Below are 24635 nucleotides of genomic sequence, written 5' to 3' on the forward strand. Positions count from 1 at the left end.
AACATGTTACAATACAGCTAAGAACACGCAATAAAGGAGAGTTTTTTACGTGAAGATTAAAGCTATTGAACCGACGCCAAGTCCGAATACAATGAAAGTTATTTTAAATGAAGTATTACCATCAGGAGCGCGTAATAATTATACAAATGAAAATAAAGAACAAGCACCAGTACAAGTGCAAGAAATTTTGAAAATTGAAGGCATTAAAGGTGTGTATCATGTAGCAGACTTTTTAGCAGTGGAGCGAAATGCGAAGTATGACTGGAAAGTTTTATTACAACAAGTTCGTGCCGTTTTTGGTGAAGAAATAGTGGAAGAAAGCGAAGAACAACAACTTTCTCATTTTGGAGAAGTGAAAGTGTTTGTTCAAATGTTCTTTACTATTCCGATGCAAGTGAAGTTAACAGATGGAACGACAGAAGAGCGTGTAGGCTTACCTGATCGTTTTAAAGAATCCATTATGAAAGTGCAAATGTCTGCACCTAACGTTGTGAAAGAGCGCAAATGGGTAGAGCAAAGTACACGTTACGGTAATTTTGAAGAAATCGGGAAAGAAGTAGTAGAAGAAATTGTTGCTGCTTATTCAGAAGAACGTGTAAATGAAACGGTTAAAGAATTATTAGATCAAGCGGGTGCTGTTGAAGTAACGATTCAAAAGCGTGAGCCATATAAAGTAACAGAAGAGATGATGAAGGATTCCGACTGGAAAAAACGTTTTGCAGCTTTAGAACAAATGGATCCTACTGAAGAAGATATGCCAGTATTGAAAATGGCGTTAGATGATGAGAAAGTATCTATCCGCCGCCTAGCAACAGCTTATTTAGGTATGGTAAAAGGTGATGGAGTATTGCCGTTATTATATAAAGTGTTATTAGATCGTTCTGTAAGTGTTCGCCGTACAGCAGGAGATTGCTTATCAGACGTAGGTGACCCAGCAGCGATGTTCGTTATGATTAAATCTCTGAAAGATTCAAGTAAATTAGTACGCTGGCGTGCAGCAATGTTCTTATTTGAACTTGGTGATGAAAGTGCAATTCCGGCATTAAAAGTAGCTGAAGATGATCCAGAGTTTGAAGTAGCAATGCAAGCACGTTTAGCTTTAGAACGTATTGAAGGCGGCGAAGAAGCAAAAGGATCAGTATGGAAGCAAATGACGGAGTCTCGTAAAGGGGAATAGTTTATGATTGTTTTCTATGATAGTTGGTGTCCGATGTGTACAGCAGTTGCAGAGCGTACGGAAAAATTAGATAAAAAGGGTACGATGAAATTTGTTTCATTTCGAGATGAAGATGTAGTTGAGAAGTATGAACTTTCTCAAGAATTACAAAGTAAGATGGAACAGAGATTGTATATTTTAAAAAATAATAAGTGGTATGACGGAATTCATAGCATTAACGTATTAGCAAAGGCCGTTCCATCTTATTGGTTTGCAGTGCCGTTTATAAAATTATCTATCGTACTTGGATTTGGAAGTAAAGTATACGATTATATTGCCAACAATAGAAAACTTGTCCCAGTTGGACACTGCCATGAAGGGGTTTGTGAAATCCCTACAAAAAAATGAAATCATCACTATCTTTCTTTTGCACCTATTAATAGCGCGTGATATGATGAAGTTGGAATGAAAGTTGAAGGAGAGATTACAAGATGTCAAATGCATATGAAGAATACATGCGCCAAATGGTAATTCCAATGCGCCAAGAATTAGTGCGTTCTGGATTTGAAGAGTTAACTACAGAAGAAGCTGTAACAGAATTTATGGAGAATGCATCAGGTACAACTTTAGTAGTTGTAAACTCTGTTTGTGGTTGTGCAGCTGGTTTAGCACGCCCATCAGCAGGTCAAGCGGTTGTACGTGCTGAAAAACAACCTGATCATCTTGTAACTGTATTTGCAGGTCAAGATAAAGATGCTACTGCGAAAATGCGTGAATACTTCGGAGAAATTCCTCCATCTTCACCATCTATGGCATTACTAAAAGGAAAAGAAGTTGTTCACTTCATTCACCGTCATGAAATTGAAGGCGCAACAATGGACGAAATTATTACAAACTTAGAACAAGCTTTCGAAAAGAATTGCTAAAGTAGGGGGAGAGTAAATCTCCCTCTTTTCTTTATATAGAGGTGAAAAAATGATAGTAACAACAGCAGGAAGAACAAATAAAGAAATGACAGCTTATGCAAATAAGGTAGCAGAAGAATTAAATTGTTCTTTCGTTTTACGTAATGATATACCTGTGCACAAACTGCATGAGCAGTATGAACAAGATGTGCTGATTGTAGGGAAAAACCGATTAGCTATTTATCCAAAGGGTACGGAAGAGTCGTTTTTCTTTCATCCAAACTCAGCAATGTTTCGTGTGAAAAGGTTAATGCGCGGAGAACACGATCCCTTTGTACAAGCTGCTAAACTAGAGAGCGGAATGACCGTATTAGATTGTACGCTTGGTATGGCATCAGATAGTATTGTTGCTAGCTATATTGTTGGTGAAGATGGAAAAGTAACAGGGCTTGAAGGAAACGAATATATGGCGTACATCATGGGAAAAGGCTTGAAAACATGGTCTTCATCCGTTTCTGAAATCGATGAAGCAATGCAAAGAATCGATGTAAAACAAACTGAGCATTTCGCATTTTTAACGCAATGTGAAGATAATAGTTATGACGTCGTATACCTTGATCCGATGTTTGAAGAAACTGTCATCGAATCAGATGGAATAAAAGGGTTAAAACATTTCGCTTTGTATCATGATATTACTGACGAAACAATTGCGGAAGCGAAGCGTGTGGCGAGAAAACGTGTCGTTCTGAAAGATCATTTCCGTAGTTCTAGATTTGAAAAGCACAATTTTCACGTATACAAAAGAAAAAGTGCAAAATTTCATTTTGGTGTAATTGACCCTTGCTAATTGTTTGAAAAGATGTATAATAAGCAATAATTAATTAAATATACTGTCTGTGATGAAGAGAGTAGTCTTTTTCAGAAGGAAAGCGAGCTAGGGATGGTGTGAGCCTAGTGCAGAAGAAAAAGATGAAGCGCACTTCGGAGACGCTTCTTGAACGAATAGTAGAGTAAGCCGAGGCCCCCTGTCCTCGTTATAAACGGGAAAGTGGTTCGGAATGAACAACAAGGGTGGTACCACGGGTTAAAACTCGTCTCTTTTTTAGAGACGAGTTTTTTGTGTTTTAAAAAATAAGGAGGTTACAGTATGGAGTATAAAAAGCAGTTTGCGAAGAGCTTATCAAATATTATTACGAACGAATTAACGCAAAATCAAGTTTTAGATTTAATTGAAACACCAAAACAAGATGAATTGGGTGATGCAGCGTTCCCATGTTTTTCACTAGCGAAGCAATATAAAAAATCACCAGCTGCTATCGCAAAGGAAGTTGCGGAGAAATTAAATGACCCATTTTTTATGAAAATAGAGGCTGTTGGCCCGTATGTAAACGTCTTTTTTAATCGTCAAACAGTAAGTGATGAAGTATTAAAAACAATTTTAGCGGAGAAAGAAGAGTACGGTCAAAATCATTTTGGATGTGAAAAAACAGTAGTTATCGATTATTCCTCTCCTAATATCGCGAAACCTTTTTCAATGGGGCATTTACGTTCTACAATGATCGGTAATTCGCTGAAACATATCGCCGAAAAATGTGGATATGAAGTTGTCGGAATTAATTATATTGGGGATTGGGGAACACAGTTTGGAAAGTTAATTACCGCATATAAAAAATGGGGAAATGAAGAAGTAGTTAAAGAGGATCCAATTCGTGAGTTATTTAAGTTATATGTTCAGTTTCATGAAGAAGTAAAGGAGAATAAAGAACTAGAAGAAGAAGGGCGATCATGGTTTAAAAAACTGGAAGAAGGAAATGAAGAAGCAGTCGAACTTTGGAATTGGTTCCGTCATGAGTCTTTAAAAGAATTTTCTCGTATTTATGAACTTCTCGGTGTGGAATTTACAAACTTTCAAGGAGAAGCTTTCTATAACGATAAAATGGAAGACTTTATTGGGATTTTAGAAGAGCACGACTTACTGGAAGAATCAGAAGGGGCATTAGTCGTTAATTTAGAAGAAGAAGGTATGCCGCCATGTTTAATTAGAAAATCAGATGGTGCTACCATTTACGCAACACGTGATTTAACAGCGGCATTGTATCGTCAGAACACATACGAATTTGATAAAGCTTTATATGTAGTAGGACCCGAACAAAGCTTGCATTTTAATCAATTTTTCACTGTATTAAAAAAGCTTGGCTATAACTGGGTGGGTGGTATGGAACATGTACCGTTCGGGTTCATATTAAAAGATGGTAAGAAAATGTCGACACGTAAGGGCAGAATTATTTTATTAGAAGAAGTGCTAGAAGAAGCTGTTGCACTTGCGGAACAAAATATTGAAGAGAAAAATCCGAATTTAAAACAAAAAGAAGAAGTGGCAAAACAAGTCGGTGTTGGAGCAGTTATCTTCCACGATTTAAAAAATGAGCGTATGCATAATATCGAATTTTCATTAGAAAATATGTTGAAATTTGAAGGAGAAACAGGACCGTATGTACAGTACACGCATGCGCGTGCTTGCTCTATTTTAAGAAAAGAAAGTGTGGAATTTGAAACGTGTAATTTTGAATTAAAAGACGATTACAGCTGGAGTGTAGTAAAATTACTCAACAAATTCCCGCAAGTAATTGAAGCGGCCTTCAACAAAAATGAGCCATCTATTATTTCAAAATACGTATTAGATGTAGCACAAGCGTTCAATAAATATTATGGAAATGTTCGTATTTTAGAAGAGAGCGAAGAGAAGGACAGTAGACTCGCATTAGCTTACGCTGTGACGGTTGTATTAAAAGAGGGATTACGTTTACTTGGGGTGGGGGCGCCTGAGGAGATGTAAAATAATAATTTTGTATTTTCTTGAATAAATTCTTATCTATAAAGTGTTATACGCTACGAAGTGTAAGAATTCTATAATTTTGTTACGAAATCAATTAAAATATTTTTAGAGAGGATGGTTCGTATTGATTCGAAGTTTCATTTTAAATATTCCTTGTCATAGAATACAGGAAAGGAGTTTCCTGAAACTACAAAAATACATACCTTTATGTGCACGATGCACAGGTATGTTTATTGGTTTCTGTATATTCCCAATATATTTTTTAATAACGCCTTCGTTTAGTCTTTCATTAATACTATCCTTTTTTGCTCAAATTCCATTATTAATCGATGGATTCACCCAAAAGTGGAAATGGAGAAGCAGTACAAATTTACTAAGAGTAACGACCGGTTTATTAAGCGGTAATGGTATGGGATTATTCATTTCATCTAGCATTATATGGATATTGTCTTAAAACATATACTAACGGAGGTACCTACATACATGTTTTGGATCTACTTAATTCTAATTTTTATTTCAGGGGGAAGCGGAATTGGTTTTATTATTCATGAAAAATATATAGAAGCAATAATAGCCTTTGTTATTTGCCTATTATTTATGGTACTACTATATTTTTATCTTAAAAGAAACAAAAAAAGGAGAAATTTAGATTGTGACGTAATAGATTGTACCGATTGCTCAGATTGTGATTGTACTAACTAAACCTCCATTTGTTTTGATATTTTTATAAAAAGGATTATATATCGTTTTAGGTATGTAATCCTTTTTATTTTTTGAAGCGTTTCATATACATTCTTCTTTGGTGTACGCTCCTAATATGAAAATTACATACGGTGAAATAAGGAGATAAATCTAATATTAGAAAAGTAGGGATATAATGAGAATTGCTATCCTCAACATTTGGAATCATCAAACTTTGTGGTCAGAGAGATTAGAGGCTATTTGTGAGGAAGTTCAAAATGTTGCTCCTCATATTCTAGCTATTCAAGAAGTTAGGAGTCATATGGATGATGAAAAGAAGATAAATGTAGCACAATATATCGCGAATCAAATAGGTTATCCATTTTGTATATTTAAAGAGTATCATGCGTATTTCCGAGTGATCATTACGGTGTTTTTGTGGATATAAAATTTGATAAGTGAAACGACCTCTCTAATATATGAAATAGAAGGTAGGGCAATTGTTGTTTTGTCGATAAATCGATATTCCTTGTCGGATCGTTGATATATTATGAATTATGATAGATATATTTAAAAAATCATTAATATAATTTCATTTACTGAGAATGATCTCTTAAGAACATACATTATTACATCAAATTAAACAAAATAACGAGAAAAAGTATCGTTTTTAAGATATTTAGTTATAAACTTGAATAATATTAAATAATATCGTTCATTATATGAGGTTTTAGTTGAATGCATACTATATGATGTGTAAAATCTAAGCAAGTAGGTTAGAATACTGCTTGCAAATGGCAGTATAAATAATTATTTGAGGTGAATACATGCTAGATTTTAAACAATTAGAAATTTGTTTGAAAGAAAAGAGATTTGTAGATGGATTACATGAGATAAATAATGAAATTGCACATATAAAAGAAACGAATAAGTTATCATACGTGAAGAACTGGCTTTCTAACGTCTCGTCACCCAAGGAGTTTGATACATTAATTCGTCTTGCTGATGAAGGTTTGATGCATCAATATAGCTCCTTTTTAATTCGGTATACGTATAAAAAATTCCCAAATATGAGAACGCTCTCTTTATATTGTGATGAGTTAATTGATGAGCGTAAAATTCTTGATGCTGAACAATTGTTAAAAGATTCTTTGGAAGAGGTAAATGAAGAGGAAACTGATGCGGATGTTTTAACGAAAGCATATTTTACGTTAGTTAGATGTTTGTTAGATATGAAGCGAAATGAAGAGGCCTATGCCTATATGCAAAAGGCGGAAAAGTATAGTACACGTGCAGTTTTTGATAAATGGGGTTACTTATATATACAGACTGGTGAGTGGGAGAAGGCAGAGGAACAACTTTTATCCGGTCAGCAGCATAAAGATTGTGAAGAGTTAGCTACGTACTTATTGGCGCAATTATATGCATATAAAGGTGAACAGCAGCGAGCATTACAACTCATTAATGATGCGATTGCAAAGTTCCCTCAAGTACCATATTTCTATTTTGAAAAAGTAAAATATTTATTAGATTTAGAGCGCTATGAAGAAATGTTAGCGGTAATAGATAAAATTAATCATATGCTTCCGCATCATGCATATACAACTTATTTTATACATTTACGTGCAGAAGCATTTTATAAAACGAATAGTATTCACGATTTGCAAGCACTATTGAAAAGTGAAAAGAGTTTGAAGAATTCTCTATATCATCATATAGAAAAAAATCCTGATGGGAAAAAGGTTCGTTTACCGATAGTTCCGGTTGTACAAAAGGATAACTATTGCGTTCCGACAAGTTTGGAAATGATGTTAGGGGTATGGGGAGAAAAATGTACGCAAGATGAAATTGCACAATATATTTTTGATGTAACAGGTTCTAAGTTTTCAGATACAGTTACATATATAGAAGAGCAAGGTTACGAATATCGTTATTTTCAAGGGAATGCGGAAAATTATAAGAGATTACTCAATCAAGGTATTCCCGTTTTATTAAGTATAGATATTGAGCACGCTTCCCATGTACAAGTGCTTTCTGGTTATGACGATGTACTGCAAGCTTTTTATATTCAAGATCCGAATTTCTTGGAACCGATTCTTGTGGAATATGATAAGTTGCAAGAAAAATATCGTTATACAGATTGTTTAGCTATTACGTTTATACCGAAAGATAGAATAGAACAACTTTCATTTTTAAATGAGGAAGAACACACTTATTATAAAACAATCTTTTCTCTTACAGATCATTTAGCTGAGCAAGATAAAGAGGGGATTGAAAAGTTAGTACTATTTTTAAAAGAAACAAGTGAAAATCCAAACACTTGGCTATATACGATTAAACATTTAGATGCTGAAGTAGATAAAGATTTTATTCAGTTTTGTATAGAAAAATTAATGGAAAAGTTTCCGAGCTCTGACTTTGTGAAATTGCATAGTGCACAGTGTTTTATTCGTCTGCAAGATATGGAAAAAGCAGGACATATGCTTCAAAGTGTGGAGAAGAAAAATAGTCAAGCGTTGTATCATCTTATAAATGGACGTTATTCTTTTGAGCAAGATAATTATGCAGAAGCGATTGCTAGTTTTCGTTCATCATTACAATTGGATGCAGATCAACCAGTTGCGTGGAGTTTCTTAGCATTATCATACATGTATATGGATCAATCCGAAAAGGGGCTAGAGTATTCTCTAACAGCTATAGAACGTAGCCCAGAAAGGTTTACACTTGTAAATCACGGTTTGATTTTAATAGATTTAGAACGATATGAAGAAGCATATGTATTCTTTAATGATTTATTAAAAGAATATAAGTATGAAGCGCACATATGGTATGAACGTGCAAGATGTGCTCAGCATTTAGGAAAAGTGTATTTGGCGGTAAAAGGACTTAAAGTAGCAATTCAATTAGATAAAACGGCAGCGTATTTATATACGAAGCTTTCGGAAATCTATGAATCAGATTTGGATGATGGGAATAATGCGAAGGAAATTTTATTACAAGGAATTCAAAATTGTGAAGATCAGGCATCTTTATATGTTCGTTTAGGAGATGTGCATTTTCAAAATGATGAACTTGAAGAAGCGGAAAATATATATAAGCGTTCTTTAGAAGAAAATAATGAAGATGTATATGCCCATTTCGGTTTAACTCAAGTTTATATGGCAAAGGAACAATATGAGGATGCAAAAAACTATATTGTTAGTATTAATGAGCAATTTGAAGACAATCAAGATTTCCTTATGAATGCTGGCATGGTGCTATGGGATGCTGAAATGGCATTAGGTGGGGATGAAAAAGAGTTAAAACTTGCACTTTCTAAATTAGAGAGCGGTATACGAAGTGTATACGCTAATATAGCGAGCGTGTTGGATGAGTATGTAAATCGAATAAAAGACACAGCTTTTGTGCAACGAGGCATAGCGTTTTTAAGAACGTTAGAAAAAGAGAAAACGGAAGTAATTGAATACGGTTGTTACGCTGGTGTTTTATATGAATCTATTGGACAGTATGATCAAGCAATAAAACGGTATAATGATGCACTTAAGAAAAAACAGGATTTATTGCCGTATTTCCGAATCGGTGAAACATTCATGGCGTTAGGGCAATTTCAAGAAGCGAAGCATGCGTATGAAACATGTTTAGAAATGGATAAGAATTTCACAGGTGTACATGTGCAACTAGCAGAAATATATGAAAAAGAAGAAAATAGTTCTAAAGAACAAAGTCATATGGTCCAGGTAATGAAAGAAGAGCCTTTGCATATTAATATGGAATATTTGGCACAGCTTTCAGTAGATTTGAATCTTCATGAAGAATTGCTAGTTGAACTAGAACAATTAGCAGAAGAGGTACCAGAAATATGGCGTTTAGATGCAATTGCATATGTATATGGTGCGATGAATGAGGTAAATAAAGAAAAAGAATATATTGAATGCGCAATGAAAATAGATGAAGCGCATGTGGAAGTACTATATCATTATGCGAAAGTACTAGTTAAAAAGCAGAGTGCAGAAGCAATCGAAGTTGCGCTGAAAGTAATGCATAAAGATTTGGAAAGTGAACGTATATTTGGTGTGTACGTAAAAGCAATGGAACAACATAAAAAATTATCCCAAATACGAGACGTACTTAATACGCTAAAGGTGAAAAAAGCAGAAAGAAGTACAGCGTTTATGTATGCAGCTACTGCGGTTGCCGAAAGATTAGTAGAAAGGCAGCAAAATGAGCAACCGAAAAAATCTTTATTTACAAGAGCATTTTATCGCATGAAAAATCGTGCGAAGGAAATTTCAATGATTACAGTTATTATTGATTTATTTGAGATTTCCTTAAAGTTAAATCCGAAAAATAGTACGGCAGCGAAGCGTTTTGCACTATTTTACGAGAATGCAGCGATGAATAAAGAAGCGATAGAGGTATTACAAACATCGTTAGAACATAAGTGGGATTATGATGTAGCGAAGCAACTTGTAAATCTTTTCATTGAGTGTGAGGAAGAAGCTATGTTACGAGATGCTTTGGAATTAACGAAACAAATGGTTCGAGAGCTACCGGATGATTATGATACTCTTCTTTTACAAGCGAGTGTATTATGTAAAACCGGAGAAGAAAGAAAAGCGGAGAAAATTTGCTTACAATTAATTGAGAAAACACCATTTGTAAGTAGAGGATTCCTTGCTTTAGCAGAAGTATATCAAAGTCAAGAGAGGTTTGAGGATGCGATTTATTTATTAGAAGATGCTTCTGTACATCATCCAAATGAAACGGCAATTCTTCTTACGTTAGCATCTTCGTGTCATAGAGTTGGGCAAACGACAAAGGCAGAAGAAATAACAAGTGAAATATTAGCAATTGATGCTACTGACTTGTTAGCAAGATACGATCATGCTTGTTACTTAGCGTTATTAAATAGAAATGAAGAAGCGAAAGAAGAACTTGAAATTGTGCTTCGTGAAGATGAAACAGGATTTTTCGCTGAACTTGCAGAGGAAGATGAAGATTTAGCAGGATTGCGAGAGTTTGAAAAGTAATTGTATAAGAATAGAAAAAAAGGGTATAAATAAAAATATATTTTGAATTAGTTGACAATTAATTGCCCAATGGCATAAAATAACTTTTAATAAAGTATACAAATCTGAAGACGAGAAAGAGTAAAATAGTGAGCTGTTCCCCAGAGAGCCGGTGTATTGCTGAAATCCGGTGTGCAGACGTTATTTGAAAATCATCTCCGAGGAGCCGTGGCTGAATAAAGTAAGCTCGGACGGATGTCTACCGTTACAAAGAACGCGTATGTTAGTACGTTGCTAAGTGCTATTAGTGAAAAGCTAATAGAATTAGGGTGGTAACGCGGGTAAACCCGTCCCTACTTCATAGGGACGGGTTTTTTGTGTGCTTTTTAAAAAATTCAAAGGAGTGATTGTACATGAAAAAAGTAGATGTCAAAGAGTCAGCTGTAGGGAGAGAAACACGTATTCGTAAGCAGTGGAACGAACAAAGTATTTTCGAGCAATCAATTCAGAATCGAGAAGGCGCACAATCTTTTGTGTTTTATGAAGGGCCACCAACTGCGAACGGATTACCACACGTCGGCCATGCACTTGGACGGGCGATTAAAGATTTAGTAGCGAGATATAAAACGATGGCTGGATATAAAGTTTTAAGAAAAGCCGGATGGGATACACATGGATTACCTGTAGAATTAGGCGTTGAAAAACAACTTGGTATTTCAGGTAAACATGAAATCGAAGAGTACGGCATTGAACCATTTATTCAAAAGTGTAAAGAAAGTGTATTCACATATGAGAAGCAGTGGCGTGAATTTACGGAGAGTATTGGATATTGGGTAGATATGGATGATCCGTACGTTACTTTAGAGAATCCATATATCGAAAGTGTATGGAATATTTTAGGGACGATTCATGAAAAAGGTTTGTTATATAAAGGGCATAGAGTTTCACCGTATTGTCCAAGCTGTCAAACATCTCTTAGTTCACATGAAGTTGCACAAGGATATAAAACAGTGAAAGATTTAAGCGCGACAGTTAAGTTTAAAGTGAAAGATAGTGAAAATGAATATTTCCTTGGATGGACGACAACACCGTGGACACTCCCAGCGAATGTTGCACTTGCCGTACATCCGAATATGGAATACGTTAAAGTGAAACAAGAAGGGTATGTGTACATTGTTGCGAAAGAACGTGTACAAGAAGTACTAAAAGAAAACTATGAAGTACTATCTGTTCATAAAGGTGAAGAATTATTAAATACATCGTACACAGCACCGTTTCCGATGAAGGAAGTTACAAATGGATACCGTGTTATTGCGGCAGATTTTGTTACTGCGGATAGTGGTACAGGACTCGTTCATATCGCTCCAGCATATGGGGAGGACGATTATAAAGTCGTTCAAAGTGAAGGGTTATCGTTCTTACATGTTGTAGATGAAAAAGGTGAGTATACAGAAGCGGTACCATTTCTTGAAGGTAAGTTTGTAAAAGAATGTGACGTTGATATCGTTCGTTATTTAGCGAAGGAAGGTTTACTATATCATAAAGAAAAATATGAGCATAGCTATCCACATTGTTGGCGCTGTGATTCACCATTACTTTATTATGCAGGAGAAAGTTGGTTAATCCGAACAACTGAGATTAAAGAAACATTTTTACAAAATAATGATACTGTCACGTGGTATCCAGATCATATGAAACATGGACGCTTTGGTAAGTTTTTAGAAAATATGGTGGACTGGAATATTAGCCGAAATAGATATTGGGGAACACCGTTAAACGTATGGGAATGTGAAAGCTGTGATCATCAATTCGCACCAAAAAGTATTGCTGAATTAAGAAAGCATAGTACAAAAGAAACGCCTGAAGATTTAGAATTGCATAAGCCATATGTAGATGAAGTACAAGTGTGCTGTGAAAAATGCGGAAGTACAATGCATCGTACACCAGAAGTAATTGATGTTTGGTTTGATAGTGGTTCCATGCCTTTTGCGCAATATCATTACCCGTTTGAAAATAAAGAGTTATTTGAAGAACAGTTTCCAGCAGATGTAATTGCGGAGGGAATTGATCAAACACGCGGCTGGTTTTATAGTTTATTAGCGGTATCGGCACTATATACAGGGAAAGTACCATATAAACGAGTATTATCACTTGGGCATGTTCTAGATGAAGAAGGACAGAAAATGTCTAAAAGTAAAGGTAACGCACTAGATCCTGTTGATTTAGTAGAGAAGTTTGGTGCCGACGCTCTAAGGTGGGCTCTACTCGTGGACAGTGCTCCGTGGAATGCGAAACGTTTTTCTGAAAGAACAGTACTGGAAGCAAAATCGAAATTTGTAGATACATTAGTCAATGTGTATAGTTTCTACGTTTTATATGCAAATTTAGATGAGTATAATCCGAAAGAAACGTATGATGTAAAGCGGACGAAATTAGATGAATGGGTATTATCAAGATTGCATAGCACAACGAAAAAGGTAAGAACGGCACTTGATGATTATCAATTCACAAATGCAGCTCGTGAAATTGCTGCTCTTGTAGATGAAGTGAGTAACTGGTATGTAAGACGTTCACGCAATCGTTTTTGGGAATCTGGTATGAATCCTGAAAAAGCAGCTGCGTATGAAACACTTCATGAAGTGCTTGTAACAATTAGTAAATTAATCGCACCATTTACACCGTTTGTAGCTGAGGATATTCATCTGAATTTAGAAGGAAGCAGCGTTCATTTAGCAGATTATCCGGTTGTAAACGAATCACTTATCCAGCCTGAGTTAGAAGCGGAAATGGATGCTGTTTTACAAGTTGTTGAACTTGGAAGAAGTAATCGTAATCAACATTCATTAAAAGTAAAACAGCCGTTAGCAGAGCTTGTATTACTTGAGCATAACGAAAGTGATATGGATTGGGAATCTTATCGTGATATCGTAATGGATGAGCTAAATGTGAAAGCATTCCATGTTGAACTCGATGAATCGAAATACACATCATATCAATTAAAGCTGAATTTTAAAACAGCGGGACCGAAGTTTGGTAAAAATGTGAATGCAGTAAACGGGTGGTTAAAACAATTATCACAAGAAGAAGTACAAAATTTTGTATCAACAGAAAAAGCAGTATATGAGGCAACAGCAGGGGAAGAAGTAATTGTCACGGCTGAAGATGTATTAGTAGAGAAAGTTGCGAAATCAGGATTCTCAAATACGACTAACGGACAATATACGGTCATGTTAGATATGAATGTAACTGAGGAATTGTTACAAGAAGGAGTAGCACGTGAATTTATTCGTGCAGTTCAAGAATATCGTAAGCAGTTGAATTTACCGGTTAATTTACGAGTGGATGTAATTCTTGATACAGAAGAAGAACTACAGCAAACGTTAACGAATCATAAAGATCTATTGGAAGAAAACTTACTCGTCAAGCAATTTACATTTGGTCACTTAACGAATGAAGACGACGAACTTTCTTTAGGGGAGACAAAACTCCGAATTAAATTAAACGCGGCTAATTAAAGAAAAAAGGAAGTTGGAATGATTCCAACTTCCTTTTTTCATGCTAGAAAATTATCCCGCTATTTGTGGGAGTCGGACTGCTCGTAAAAGCCCGATTGGTGAGGGCTAATAATCAGTGGGGATGGACAAAACCCCCACTGATTAAAGTTTCACTTTATCCGGCCAATTTCCTCATAATCCATTCGATAGGGCCTCTAGAAAATTTCTTTCTCCATAAAACGCTAAATAATACACTGAAAATGAAAAATCCAGTAGCAAATAGTAAAACGAATAATAGTGTTTGATGTTCGATCCTATTTAATAGAATCAATAGCCCAATACCGATAAATACATGACTTACATAATGAGTTAATGTTAATTGACCGGTTTGTACAATGGATGTAATAAACCAATTCTTTTCATATTTTTCAGTAAGATGGAGGCAGATTATTAATATAGCAATAGCAGATCCTGTAGCGGATGCGACGTATAATATATTTGGTAAAATCGGTCCTGTATTAAATAAAAATGTAGATGCTTCCTCACCAATGTATGGGATGAAAAGGTGAGTTAACGCTTTGGATAATAGCTCTATAATTAACGTTACTGTTAAACCGAGCAAGAGCAATCTATGCCTAATTTGTCTATTATGAAGATCTAACCTGCCAATTATCATACCGATTAAGAAGAAAGAAAACCACGGAAAAATAGGGTGATAGCCATTAAAAAGTAAGTTGCGAAGAAATCCTTTTAAGGTCCAAAAGTCTATATAGTTTATAAATGGGATTGTGCCTCCCCATCCTTCGAAGGCGTTGAAAGTAAGTTGGAGATATTGTGCAGCAAGTAAAATAATGATAGAAAGCCATATTAGTATAGTTCTTCGTACAGTAATTAGTAATGCAGCGATGAAAAGGTAAACGCCGTAGTAGTGTAAAATATCACCCGTCCATTCCATTACATACAATAATAATCCTAAAATAAATAAGAATAGTGATCGTTTCCAAATCAATATTCGGCTGGTATTGATTTTTATTTTCTCTTGGCTAGCAACAGATGATTTAGTCATTAAAGTTATGCCAATCCCAGCAAGTATAACAAACAAGGCAGAAGCTCTACCTTCAAAAAGTGACATAAAGGTTTTTAACAGAGGAGGCCCATTTCCTTCCGCCCCTGTTATCACCATGAAATTAACTAGTAACATTCCAAACATCGCCCACGCTCTAGCAAAATCTAAGCCGATAATTCGTTTTTTAGTTTTCATATGAATCACTTCTTTCGAATATGCTGTGGACAGCTTCAATCCATATTTGTTTATAATTCATATTTACATCAAACATCATGAAGTTTCCGATATTATCAAGTACTAATGCTAACATATGAGCTTTTGAAACTAGATTTTTATTTTGAATGAGTTGAAGTTCATTTGCTTTTGTGAGCAGTGATTCAAATCCGTTTAAATATTCTGTTTGTACAGTTAGTAATCGATCTTTGTACATATCGTTTCTTGAAGATAGTAATACATATTCTTGTAATACACGATTAAAATAAGGATCTTTCTGTTGTTCGTCTATCATTTTAAATCCAATTTCAATACATTTCTCAATGAAATTCTCTTTCGTAAACTCTTCTGTATGGAAGAATGAGGAGAACTGCATCGCTTCGCATAATTCATTAAAAATACTTTCGATTAATGCATCTTTAGATTTAAAGTAATAATAAATAGATGGCTTGGCGATACCAACTTCCTCAGCAATCATTGAATAGGTCGTTTTGGCAATGCCGTGTCTGGCAAATAGTCGATAACTTGCTCCAACTATGGAAGAGAGTGTTTCTTCACTTTTGCTCATGATAAGTCCTCCTAATAAAATAGGTTACATATAGTGTAGCATTCATCAGTAACTTTTTCAACCTACCGTTAGGTAAAAAATATCCTATTTTTCAATACATTATTTAAAATAATATAAGGTGAAGGAAATTGGTAAAAGAAATATATTTCTAAAGTATTTTTCTCATTTTATACATAAATATTGAGAAAATTTCACTCACCCTAAATGGAAAGGTAATAGAATTGCTCGTATAGAAATACTCGTAGATTCACTTTATTTCGTTACTTGTGGACAGTAATAGCCTTATAGGAATGGGGTAAAGGTTTCAATTTATTAGGGGGAGTGGTTCTATGTTAAACAAAAAAATGGTGGCAATGGCAATGACTGTGCCATTAGTAATGGGGACAATTTCTACTGTTTCGGCACTGGAAAAACAACAGCAAGTAAAGTTAGAAGCTTATTCACCACAGAAAAAAGCAATTGAATATTTAAAGGGACATGCTACGGAATATGGATTGAAGGCGGACCTTTCAGACTTACAATATATTTCTACAACAGAAACATCAGTAGCTTCATATGTTAGGTTCCAACAAGTAGTTAATGGTGCTCCTGTATTTTCAAAACAAATTACAGTTACTCTTAACGGTGAGGGAAAAGGATTACTTGCAGTTTCTGATTATCAGCCTGTTACAGGTGTGAAGGAAGTTACGAAAAAAATTAGTGAAAAAGATGCAGAACAAAAATCGATGGCGTATGTTGGAGGAGAAAGTGAGCAAAATCTATGGGCTCCTACAGAAAAAGAATTCGGATATATTGTTGAAGAAGGTGTCGCTCTTCCAGTATATAAAGTGGTAGTTCATTCTAATAATCCATTCGGTGCATGGGAAACATTCATTGATGCAGAAAATGGAAAGTTAATTAAAAAGGTTGATATAAACCGAAAAGCAGAAGGAACAGGAAAAGTATTTTTACCTAATCCTGTCGTATCTAGTGGTAGTAAAACAGGATTAAAAGATAGTAATGATGCAGATTCAACAGCACTAACGAATCAACTGAAAACTGTTACGTTAAAAGGTTTAGATGGTACAGGATTTTTAATTGGTGAGTATGTTACAATTTCTTCAAAAGCGAAGACGAAATCTACAAACTTACAATTTAACTATACACGTGCAAATGATAGCTTTGAAGATGTTATGTCGTATTATCATATCGATACATTGCAGCGTTACATTCAAGGATTGGGCATTAACAATATTAATAATCGTTCTATTAAAGTGAATGTAAATGGTACAACTGATGATAACTCATTTTATTCACCATCAACGAAAGCCTTAACTTTCGGTACTGGCGGAGTAGATGATGCAGAAGATGCGGGCATTATCGCGCATGAATATGGACATTCTATTCAAGATAATCAAGTACCAGGCTTCGGAAGTTCACCAGAAGGTGGAGCGATGGGAGAAGGGTTTGGAGACTTCTTAGGTGCTACTTATGAAGATGCAGTATCGACAACAGGTTACGGTAAAGCATGTATTGGAGAATGGGATGCGACCGCTTATTCTAGTTCAGATCCGACGTGCTTACGCCGATTAGATACGAATAAAGTATACCCGAAAGATATAACGAATGAAGTGCATAATGATGGAGAAATTTGGGCTCAAGGTCAATACGAAATGGCACAGGCCTTTGGCCGTGATGTAGCAACAAAAATTATTTTACAATCACATTGGTCATTAACGCCAAATGCTAAATTCCGTGATGGAGCGAAGGCGATTAAACAAGCAGATGCTCTTTTATACGGCGGACAACACGCGGCTGAAATTGATCGCATTTGGGCAGCGAGAGGGATTAGTACGAATTAATTAAAAACGTCGTGGCATTTATAAGCCACGACGTTTTTAATTTGCTTAAGAACTGGTACTGGAAAATTTATTGGTATCGGTAATAATGTACATATACCGATAAATTTACTTTACTGCTTCTTTAAAAACAAAATGCTCTTTAAATTTTCTAGATTCAAATTTTTGACCGTTTCTCATGGAGAGGAAAGGATGTTCTTGCCACGTAATGATCACGTCAATCTTATCCGCTTTTGTAGAAACTGGAAAATTAGCGTGTTCAAATCCAGTTTTTCCGCCCGATAGGCGACTTTCTTTTAGGGAAAAGAGTTCATATTTTGTTTTCGTATGTGGTTCATTCCGAAAAACTTCAACTTGTACATTATACACTTCACTTTTTCCAAGATTTTTTACAGAGAAATGATATGTTTGAAATACACCTTTTTTTGGTTGTAACAATTTTTCACTCGTTTTTTTCACTTCATCAATATTTACTTGCCATTGATCAGAGTTTTGAGAGATTGGTAAAGACTTTGGTGAATAGGCATATGTTTCATTTACAACAATAAGGCAAAACAAAAGGAGAAAGAAACTAATTGCTTTTTTCATATGTACACCTCCGATAAAACTTTAATAATAATATGCGTGGGAAACGTGTAATTTATGTAATAAAATGGAAAAACGAGTGCGATTGAAAGAATTTGAGAAGGATAAAATATTTCTAAGCTGTCAAATGATAATTGTATAGAGTTCAATGTTCATATTACATACCTTTAGAAGGGGTCTGTTTAGTGAGAAATCGCAATATTTTCCTAAAAAGGCTTGCGTTTTATAAAACAAAGAGATAGAATACTCTGTAAATATAAAAAGTGATGATTAGGAAAAGTACATGATGCAAGGGTCTACAGAGAGCAATCGGTTGCTGGAAAGATTGCGATACCGCATGATGGAAAGACACCTGTGAGTGTTGCTTTGAACGTGATAATTAGTAAAAGCAAACGGTACCTACCGTTATCAGGGCTAAGATGGTCATTATGACAATTTGGGTGGTACCGCGGAAAAATCCGTCCCTATTTATAGGGGCGGATTTTTGTATTCTTTGAAAGGAGGTGAGTGACCGTGGATGATGACGACGACAACAATAACAATAACGTAAATAAAAATAAAATTAATGGAGGGAAATATAATGGATCAAATAATGAAGCGTTCACTCACACGAGAATGTACGGAGCATAGCGGAAAGGTTGTATTACTACAAGGGTGGGTAAAAAAGATTCGTCATCTAGGGAATGTTAGTTTTTTATTATTAAGGGACCGAACGGGAGTTATTCAATGTGTATTAGAAAACGAGTTAGCTGGGTATAAAGTTGATGTTGAAAGTGTCGTCCAAGTAATTGGTGAAATAGTAACGACAACGAAAACAGAATTAGGGGTTGAAGTACTTGCTCATGAAGTGAAAGTATTAAATGGTGCAGAACAACTTCCATTTGAAATAAATAAAAAGAAGTTACAGGTTGGCTTAGATCAACTGTTGAATGAGCGGGTATTATCATTAAGACATGAGCGAATCGCTGCGATTTTTAAAGTGAAATCTACACTCGTTCAAAGCTTTAGTGAATTTCTAATAGAGAACGATTTCACACGTGTATTTACTCCGAAAATTGTCTCGCAAGGGGCAGAAGGAGGAGCAAATGTTTTTAAGATTCCATATTTCCAAAAAGAAGCGTATTTAGCTCAATCACCACAATTTTATAAACAAATGATGGTAGCAGGAGGGCTCGAGCGTGTTTTTGAAATTGCACCTGTATACAGAGCGGAACATCACAACTCCTCCCGTCATTTGAATGAATATATATCGTTAGACGTAGAACTTGGATTTATTCATGATTTTCATGAAGTGATGCAATTAGAAACAGATGTTTTACGATATATGTTTCAACAAGTAGGAGAAAAATGTGAAAGAGAACTACAACTATTACAAGTAACAGTACCTGTTATTGCGGAAATTCCTAAAATCACATTATCAGAAGCACAAGAAGTTTTGAAAAGTAAGTATCGAAAAGAATCTCCCATAGGGGATTTAGATACAGAAGGTGAAAAATTACTAGGGAAATATGTGAAAGAAACGTATAATAGTGAATTTGTATTCATTACACATTATCCGAAAGAAGCGCGACCGATGTATACGATACCGAATAAAGAAAATCCAACTATTACTGATTCATTCGATTTATTATATAAAGGGTTAGAAATTACATCAGGTGCACAGCGAATTCATAACTATGACATGTTACTTGCTTCTTTTAAAGAAAAAGGATTACATCCAGAGAAATTTCAATCTTATTTAGATACATTCCGATACGGTTGTCCACCACATGGCGGATTTGGGATAGGATTAGAAAGGGTTGTGTATCGACTTTTAGAATTATCCAACGTGAGGGAAGCGAGTGCTTTTCCGAGAGATTGTACTCGTCTTATACCGTAAAAAAGAATCTTCGCGATTATCGCGAAGATTCTTTTTTAATGTTCTTTATATTTCATTTGTAAATATTTTCTATATAAGTCTATAAAAATCCTTTTCGACAAAATAATTAATATATACCTTGACAGTTATAAATATAACCGATATACTTCATATTAATTTCAAAAGAAAATATATTCTAAATATTAAAATGTGTTGAATAGGAGTAGTAAGGTCATGTATTTGTACAGAGAGCTATGGGTTGGTGTGACATAGTCAAATGACATCCTGAACTCGCCTAGGAGCAGTAAGGTGGAACGGAATCACATTCTTAGTAAATCTTAACGGTTAACCTTCGATATTAGGTTTGTAATCAAACGATTACTACTAAGGTGGATTCATAATGGAATCAATAAGGGTGGTACCGCGTTAAGTAAATGGCTTAGCGTCTCTTTATATAAAGAGATGCTAGGCCATTTTTTATTTTATAGAAAAAGAAATGGAGGGTTTATTCGGATAGGTATATAAAATTTATTTATTTATATAAAAAGATTTAAATAGGAGGAAAATAAGATGAAACAGACGGAGCAATGGACTTCGAAATTAGGTTTTATAATGGCAGCAGCAGGATCAGCAATTGGACTTGGCGCAATATGGAAGTTTCCTTATATCGCTGGAAAGAGCGGGGGAGGAGCATTCTTTTTAATCTTTATATTATTTACTGTATTAATTGGACTACCACTACTTATTGCTGAATTTATGATTGGACGCAGTACACAGAAACAAGCAGTTGGAGCATTTAAAAGTATCGCACCAAATACAGGATGGCACTGGATTGGCCGTCTTGGCGTTGGAACTTGTTTTATATTACTATCATTTTATAGTGTTGTAGGTGGATGGGTATTAATTTATTTATTCAGAGGAGTGACAGGACAGCTTATTACTCCAGGACAAAATTATAGTGCATTATTCACAGAGACAATTGGAAATCCGACTTGGGCCATTATCGGTCATTTTGCATTTATGTTCATTACGATATGGGTTGTATCAAAAGGTGTACAAAATGGGATTGAAAAAGCAAGTAAATATATGTTACCAGCGTTGTTCGTATTATTTGTCGCTCTTATTATTCGTTCATTAACACTTGATGATGCGATGCAAGGTGTGAAGTTTTTCTTACAGCCGGATTTCTCAAAAATTACTTCAGAAAGTATTTTGTTCGCAATGGGGCAATCATTCTTTGCGATTAGTATAGGAATTTCGATTATGGTTACGTATAGCTCGTATTTAAATAAAAAAGAAAGTTTACCAAAATCAGCAGTTACGATTGTTGGATTGAATTTATTCGTTTCTTTATTTGCGGGACTTGCTATATTTCCAGCAGTATTTTCATTAGGAATGGAGCCAACAGAAGGACCTGGATTACTATTTATCGTATTGCCATCTGTATTTAGTCAAATTCCATTCGGTGGACTATTCTTAACAGTATTTCTTGCGTTATTTACATTTGCGACATTAACATCGGCATTTTCACTACTAGAGACGGTCGTTTCAGCATTAGCAAATGGCGAGCAAGAAAGAAGAAATAAACTATCATGGATCATCGGTTTCTGCATTTTCCTAGTAGGTATACCATCTGCGTTATCATTTGGAGTATGGAGTGATATTACGATTTTTGGGAAGAATATTTTTGATGCGATAGACTTCTTATCTAGTAATATATTAATGCCACTCGGAGCATTATTTATTAGTATTTTCGTATCATTCAAAATGGAAAAGAAAGTGTTAGAAGCTGAATTTTTTATAGGTGGAAATTACGGAAAGAAAGTATTTACTACCTGGGTATTTTTACTTCGATTTATAGCTCCACTTGCAATAATTATCGTCTTTTTAAATGTAATAGGGATTATTTAAGGTAAAATGTTATAATATTCAGTAAAAAAAGAAGGTGATGATAATAAAAACGAATTTGATTGAAGTTGGGAAATACATAAACATTAGAGGGAAAAAGCTATATGTTGAAACACATGGAAGTCCTAAGAATAAACCAGTATTATATTTGCACGGTGGACCAGGAGAGAGCTGTTATGATTTTTCATTTCATCAAGCGGAACGATTAAAAGAATCATTGTATGTAATTATGTTAGACCAACGAGGAGTTTGTCGTTCGGAAGTAATTACTGAGGAAGAACCTTTTGGACTAGGTGATTTAATTCAAGATTGTGAAGAACTAAGAAAAGTATTACAAATTGATAAATGGTCTGTAATAGGACATTCTTTCGGTGGGTATTTAGCATTGTTATATGTAGCGATGTATCCAAATTCAATAGAGAAAATAATATTTGAAGGTCCGACTTTCGATTTTGCATTAACAAGTAGAGCTTTGTTACAAAAGACAGGAGATTTATTAATAAAGTATGGAAAAGAAGAAGCAGCAGAAGAGTGCCTAGCTTATTCATCTAGTAATGCTAGTTCAGAAAAATTGCTAGAAGCTTATATAAGATTAAGCTCTGAATTAGAAGAGAAGAGAATGGAGATTTACAATTATAAGGAAGATGAGACAGACGATAGTTTATATAGTGACGAAGAGTGGGAACAATTTTCCAATCGTTCAAAAACCCATTTTGATAGATTAAAATCAGAGGGATTATGTCATACGTCATTATTATCAAAAATAAAAGATGTACAGAACCCAATGTTATTAATTGTAGGAAAACATGATGTAGTAACGTGTGAAAAGCAAATTGAAATATTCAATCGAGATTCTCTAAATGGAAAGTATATCATATTTGAAGAAAGTGGTCATACACCACATTATGAAGAAGCAGATCGATTTGCTGAAACAGTCATTCATTTTTTGAAATAAAAAAAGAAAGGGTGCTTCTAATAATGAGAAGCACCTTTTTTAAATTTCTGGATAAGTGATTGTAATGTTAGGCCATTTGCTTTGCCAATTCTTTTGATTAACCCTATTTTTGTACATATGTATTCCTTCTTTCGTTTCACGAAAATGGGCTGTAGGCTGCACTTGTAATGAAAGTACATCTTCAATTCCGCACGGGGATGTTAATATGACATTATTCTTCTCGTCTAATGTAACACCAAGTGCGGTTGCTGTTTCAGGAAATTTAGAAATAGCATCAACAGCAGAAGAATATGGTGGCATGTTATTCACCACATGCATACGAGCTTGATTCTTTACTGACCAAGGGATAGTAGTATCCATATTCATTAGTTTCGTTTCTAACGATTGTTCGTATGTCTCATCTTTATGTAATTGATCAAAATAGATGACATCAACATCTGGTGTAGCTGTCCGTACTTCGTAGTTATGTAAAGTATCCCAAATTTTAGAACGAACAAACCCAGCGCAAATCCACCAATCAGGTAGCTCTAGTGATCTTGCAATTTGTAATACATTCATCATCCACGGATCATTTTGTATCAAGTGGATAATATCTTGTTCGGTTTTAATAGTCATTTGATAGTACACCTACTTTTTTAGAGAGTGAATTAATGCATAAGCTCAATAATCCATAAAATCCAGTAAGCACCTGGTACAAATAAAAGTTGTGCTAATAAGGTGCCGAGAAGTCTAGAAATCATTAGCCAGCCATACATTTTACTCATTGCTTCAGCACCCTTTTCTGATTGTAAAGCTCGTTCTGTTAAAAGAGCAATGCGTGGATCGAGTAGCACTGTTAATAAAATGGTAGCAAAACCATTAACAAGGCCAGAAGCTGTACTTGCATTTGTTGCGTAATCTGGGTTTAAAAAGGAAGCGTAAAGGGCTGAAAGGACACCCGCTGTATAAATTGCAGTAGCAAACATGTTGATAAGCATAATACGCTTTGGGATACCACCGATCCTCATTCGATGAATCATTTCGAATTTTGGGAAGCGTACATATTTTTTTGTGTACTTTAATTTTTGAATGTTATTCGTCTTCATCATTCGAATGAATGAACCATCTGTTTCAAAGTTTTGAATTACGTATCCAAATAGCTTTGTCAAAGTTGGATAGAGTATAATCGCGAGCAATGTACCGACAGAAGCAGATAATAGAACGAGCCGTATAATATGCTCTAAATCAATAGAAGAATCTAGCTTTGCTTCATCGACAATACCACCAATTAAAAAAGCTTGTAGTAAGTTAGATGTTCTTGAAATAAGTAGTACCATTCCTACGATGGATAAGGCAACGACAATCTTTTTTAAACGTACACCAGCTAATCGAATACTATAAGAGCTAGTTTCAACTGCGTGGATAACAATTGTGAAAGCCATTATAAAAATTAACGTAATTGACATGTGTTTCACCAGTTTCTATTAAATTAATTATAACTTTTTCACTTTATCATATCTTTTGTGATTTTGTAACTGAAAGTATAAGGGGTAGAAAAAGTAATTTTCTGAAAAGTTGAATGGT

The 24635-nt window shown here is 34.9% G+C and carries 19 protein-coding genes and 4 other annotated features; of the genes, 14 read left to right on the forward strand and 5 right to left on the reverse strand.

The window, feature by feature from the left end; all coding sequences use genetic code 11:
- Window positions 1-49 precede the first annotated feature (49 nt).
- The 10 genes from NSQ47_RS05310 to ileS all read left to right on the forward strand — a co-directional run bounded on the left by NSQ47_RS05310 (window position 50) and on the right by ileS (window position 14102).
- Entirely contained in the window at window positions 50-1177 is a 1128-nt protein-coding gene (locus NSQ47_RS05310; protein ID WP_341036293.1) for a conserved virulence factor C family protein, read from the forward strand.
- Between the two features lie 3 nt (window positions 1178-1180).
- A complete protein-coding gene (locus NSQ47_RS05315) occupies window positions 1181-1564 on the forward strand; it encodes a thiol-disulfide oxidoreductase DCC family protein (RefSeq protein ID WP_340823503.1) in 384 nt (127 codons plus the stop codon).
- Window positions 1565-1647: 83 nt separating this feature from the next.
- The gene (locus NSQ47_RS05320) at window positions 1648-2082 is read left to right on the forward strand and encodes a BrxA/BrxB family bacilliredoxin (protein WP_000063703.1); all 435 of its coding nucleotides are present in this window, start codon (window positions 1648-1650) and stop codon (window positions 2080-2082) included.
- Window positions 2083-2131: 49 nt separating this feature from the next.
- The gene (locus NSQ47_RS05325) at window positions 2132-2908 is read left to right on the forward strand and encodes a class I SAM-dependent methyltransferase (protein ID WP_215581543.1); all 777 of its coding nucleotides are present in this window, start codon (window positions 2132-2134) and stop codon (window positions 2906-2908) included.
- Window positions 2909-2948: 40 nt separating this feature from the next.
- Window positions 2949-3163: a binding site (T-box leader), on the forward strand.
- A 45-nt stretch (window positions 3164-3208) separates the two neighbouring features.
- Window positions 3209-4897 carry an arginine--tRNA ligase gene (argS, locus tag NSQ47_RS05330; RefSeq protein ID WP_340823505.1) on the forward strand — a complete coding sequence of 563 codons (1689 nt, stop codon included), beginning with the start codon at window positions 3209-3211 and terminating at the stop codon, window positions 4895-4897.
- Between the two features lie 124 nt (window positions 4898-5021).
- A complete protein-coding gene (locus tag NSQ47_RS05335; protein ID WP_078181754.1) occupies window positions 5022-5351 on the forward strand; it encodes a DUF2085 domain-containing protein in 330 nt (109 codons plus the stop codon).
- 29 nt (window positions 5352-5380) lie between these two features.
- On the forward strand, window positions 5381-5599 hold the full coding sequence (locus NSQ47_RS05340; RefSeq protein WP_080025011.1) for a hypothetical protein: 219 nt from the start codon (window positions 5381-5383) through the stop codon (window positions 5597-5599).
- Window positions 5600-5774: 175 nt separating this feature from the next.
- Window positions 5775-6026, forward strand: coding sequence for a hypothetical protein (locus NSQ47_RS05345; RefSeq protein ID WP_340823509.1), 252 nt, complete (start codon window positions 5775-5777; stop codon window positions 6024-6026).
- 379 nt (window positions 6027-6405) lie between these two features.
- Complete coding sequence (locus NSQ47_RS05350; RefSeq protein WP_341036295.1) at window positions 6406-10608, forward strand: tetratricopeptide repeat protein; 4203 nt, start codon at window positions 6406-6408, stop codon at window positions 10606-10608.
- A gap of 98 nt (window positions 10609-10706) precedes the next feature.
- Window positions 10707-10945, forward strand: a binding site (T-box leader).
- 55 nt (window positions 10946-11000) lie between these two features.
- A complete protein-coding gene (gene ileS, locus NSQ47_RS05355) occupies window positions 11001-14102 on the forward strand; it encodes an isoleucine--tRNA ligase (RefSeq protein WP_341036297.1) in 3102 nt (1033 codons plus the stop codon).
- A gap of 154 nt (window positions 14103-14256) precedes the next feature.
- Here the strand turns inward: ileS and NSQ47_RS05360 are convergent, their stop codons facing one another.
- Both NSQ47_RS05360 and NSQ47_RS05365 read right to left on the reverse strand, forming a co-directional pair.
- The gene (locus NSQ47_RS05360) at window positions 14257-15342 is read right to left on the reverse strand and encodes a DUF418 domain-containing protein (RefSeq protein WP_340823515.1); all 1086 of its coding nucleotides are present in this window, start codon (window positions 15340-15342) and stop codon (window positions 14257-14259) included.
- A complete protein-coding gene (locus NSQ47_RS05365; protein ID WP_340823517.1) occupies window positions 15332-15928 on the reverse strand; it encodes a TetR/AcrR family transcriptional regulator in 597 nt (198 codons plus the stop codon). Before NSQ47_RS05365 ends, NSQ47_RS05360 begins: the two co-directional genes overlap by 11 nt.
- Before the next feature lie 329 nt (window positions 15929-16257).
- Here NSQ47_RS05365 and NSQ47_RS05370 point away from each other — a divergent pair, with 329 nt between their 5' ends.
- Window positions 16258-17769, forward strand: coding sequence for a M36 family metallopeptidase (locus NSQ47_RS05370; RefSeq protein ID WP_002200669.1), 1512 nt, complete (start codon window positions 16258-16260; stop codon window positions 17767-17769).
- Between the two features lie 105 nt (window positions 17770-17874).
- Here the strand turns inward: NSQ47_RS05370 and NSQ47_RS05375 are convergent, their stop codons facing one another.
- A complete protein-coding gene (locus NSQ47_RS05375) occupies window positions 17875-18354 on the reverse strand; it encodes a hypothetical protein (protein ID WP_340823521.1) in 480 nt (159 codons plus the stop codon).
- 254 nt (window positions 18355-18608) lie between these two features.
- Window positions 18609-18820, forward strand: a binding site (T-box leader).
- 111 nt (window positions 18821-18931) lie between these two features.
- On the opposite strand from NSQ47_RS05375, the gene aspS reads away from it, so the two are divergent.
- From aspS to NSQ47_RS05390, 3 genes are all read left to right on the forward strand, one after another.
- A complete protein-coding gene (aspS, locus tag NSQ47_RS05380; protein ID WP_340823523.1) occupies window positions 18932-20230 on the forward strand; it encodes an aspartate--tRNA(Asn) ligase in 1299 nt (432 codons plus the stop codon).
- 183 nt (window positions 20231-20413) lie between these two features.
- Window positions 20414-20662: a binding site (T-box leader), on the forward strand.
- Between the two features lie 117 nt (window positions 20663-20779).
- The gene (locus NSQ47_RS05385; RefSeq protein WP_016104721.1) at window positions 20780-22120 is read left to right on the forward strand and encodes a sodium-dependent transporter; all 1341 of its coding nucleotides are present in this window, start codon (window positions 20780-20782) and stop codon (window positions 22118-22120) included.
- A gap of 37 nt (window positions 22121-22157) precedes the next feature.
- Window positions 22158-23072: an alpha/beta fold hydrolase gene (locus NSQ47_RS05390; protein WP_340823527.1), complete on the forward strand. Its 915-nt coding sequence runs from the start codon at window positions 22158-22160 to the stop codon at window positions 23070-23072.
- A 39-nt stretch (window positions 23073-23111) separates the two neighbouring features.
- Here the strand turns inward: NSQ47_RS05390 and NSQ47_RS05395 are convergent, their stop codons facing one another.
- Complete coding sequence (locus NSQ47_RS05395) at window positions 23112-23687, reverse strand: nucleotidyltransferase family protein (RefSeq protein ID WP_340823530.1); 576 nt, start codon at window positions 23685-23687, stop codon at window positions 23112-23114.
- Between the two features lie 32 nt (window positions 23688-23719).
- Complete coding sequence (locus NSQ47_RS05400; protein ID WP_078173709.1) at window positions 23720-24517, reverse strand: lipid II flippase family protein; 798 nt, start codon at window positions 24515-24517, stop codon at window positions 23720-23722.
- Window positions 24518-24635: the final 118 nt, after the last annotated feature.

Source organism: Bacillus sp. FSL R10-2780 (genome assembly GCF_038006125.1).
GTDB classification, from domain to species: Bacteria; Bacillota; Bacilli; order Bacillales; family Bacillaceae_G; genus Bacillus_A; species Bacillus_A cereus_U.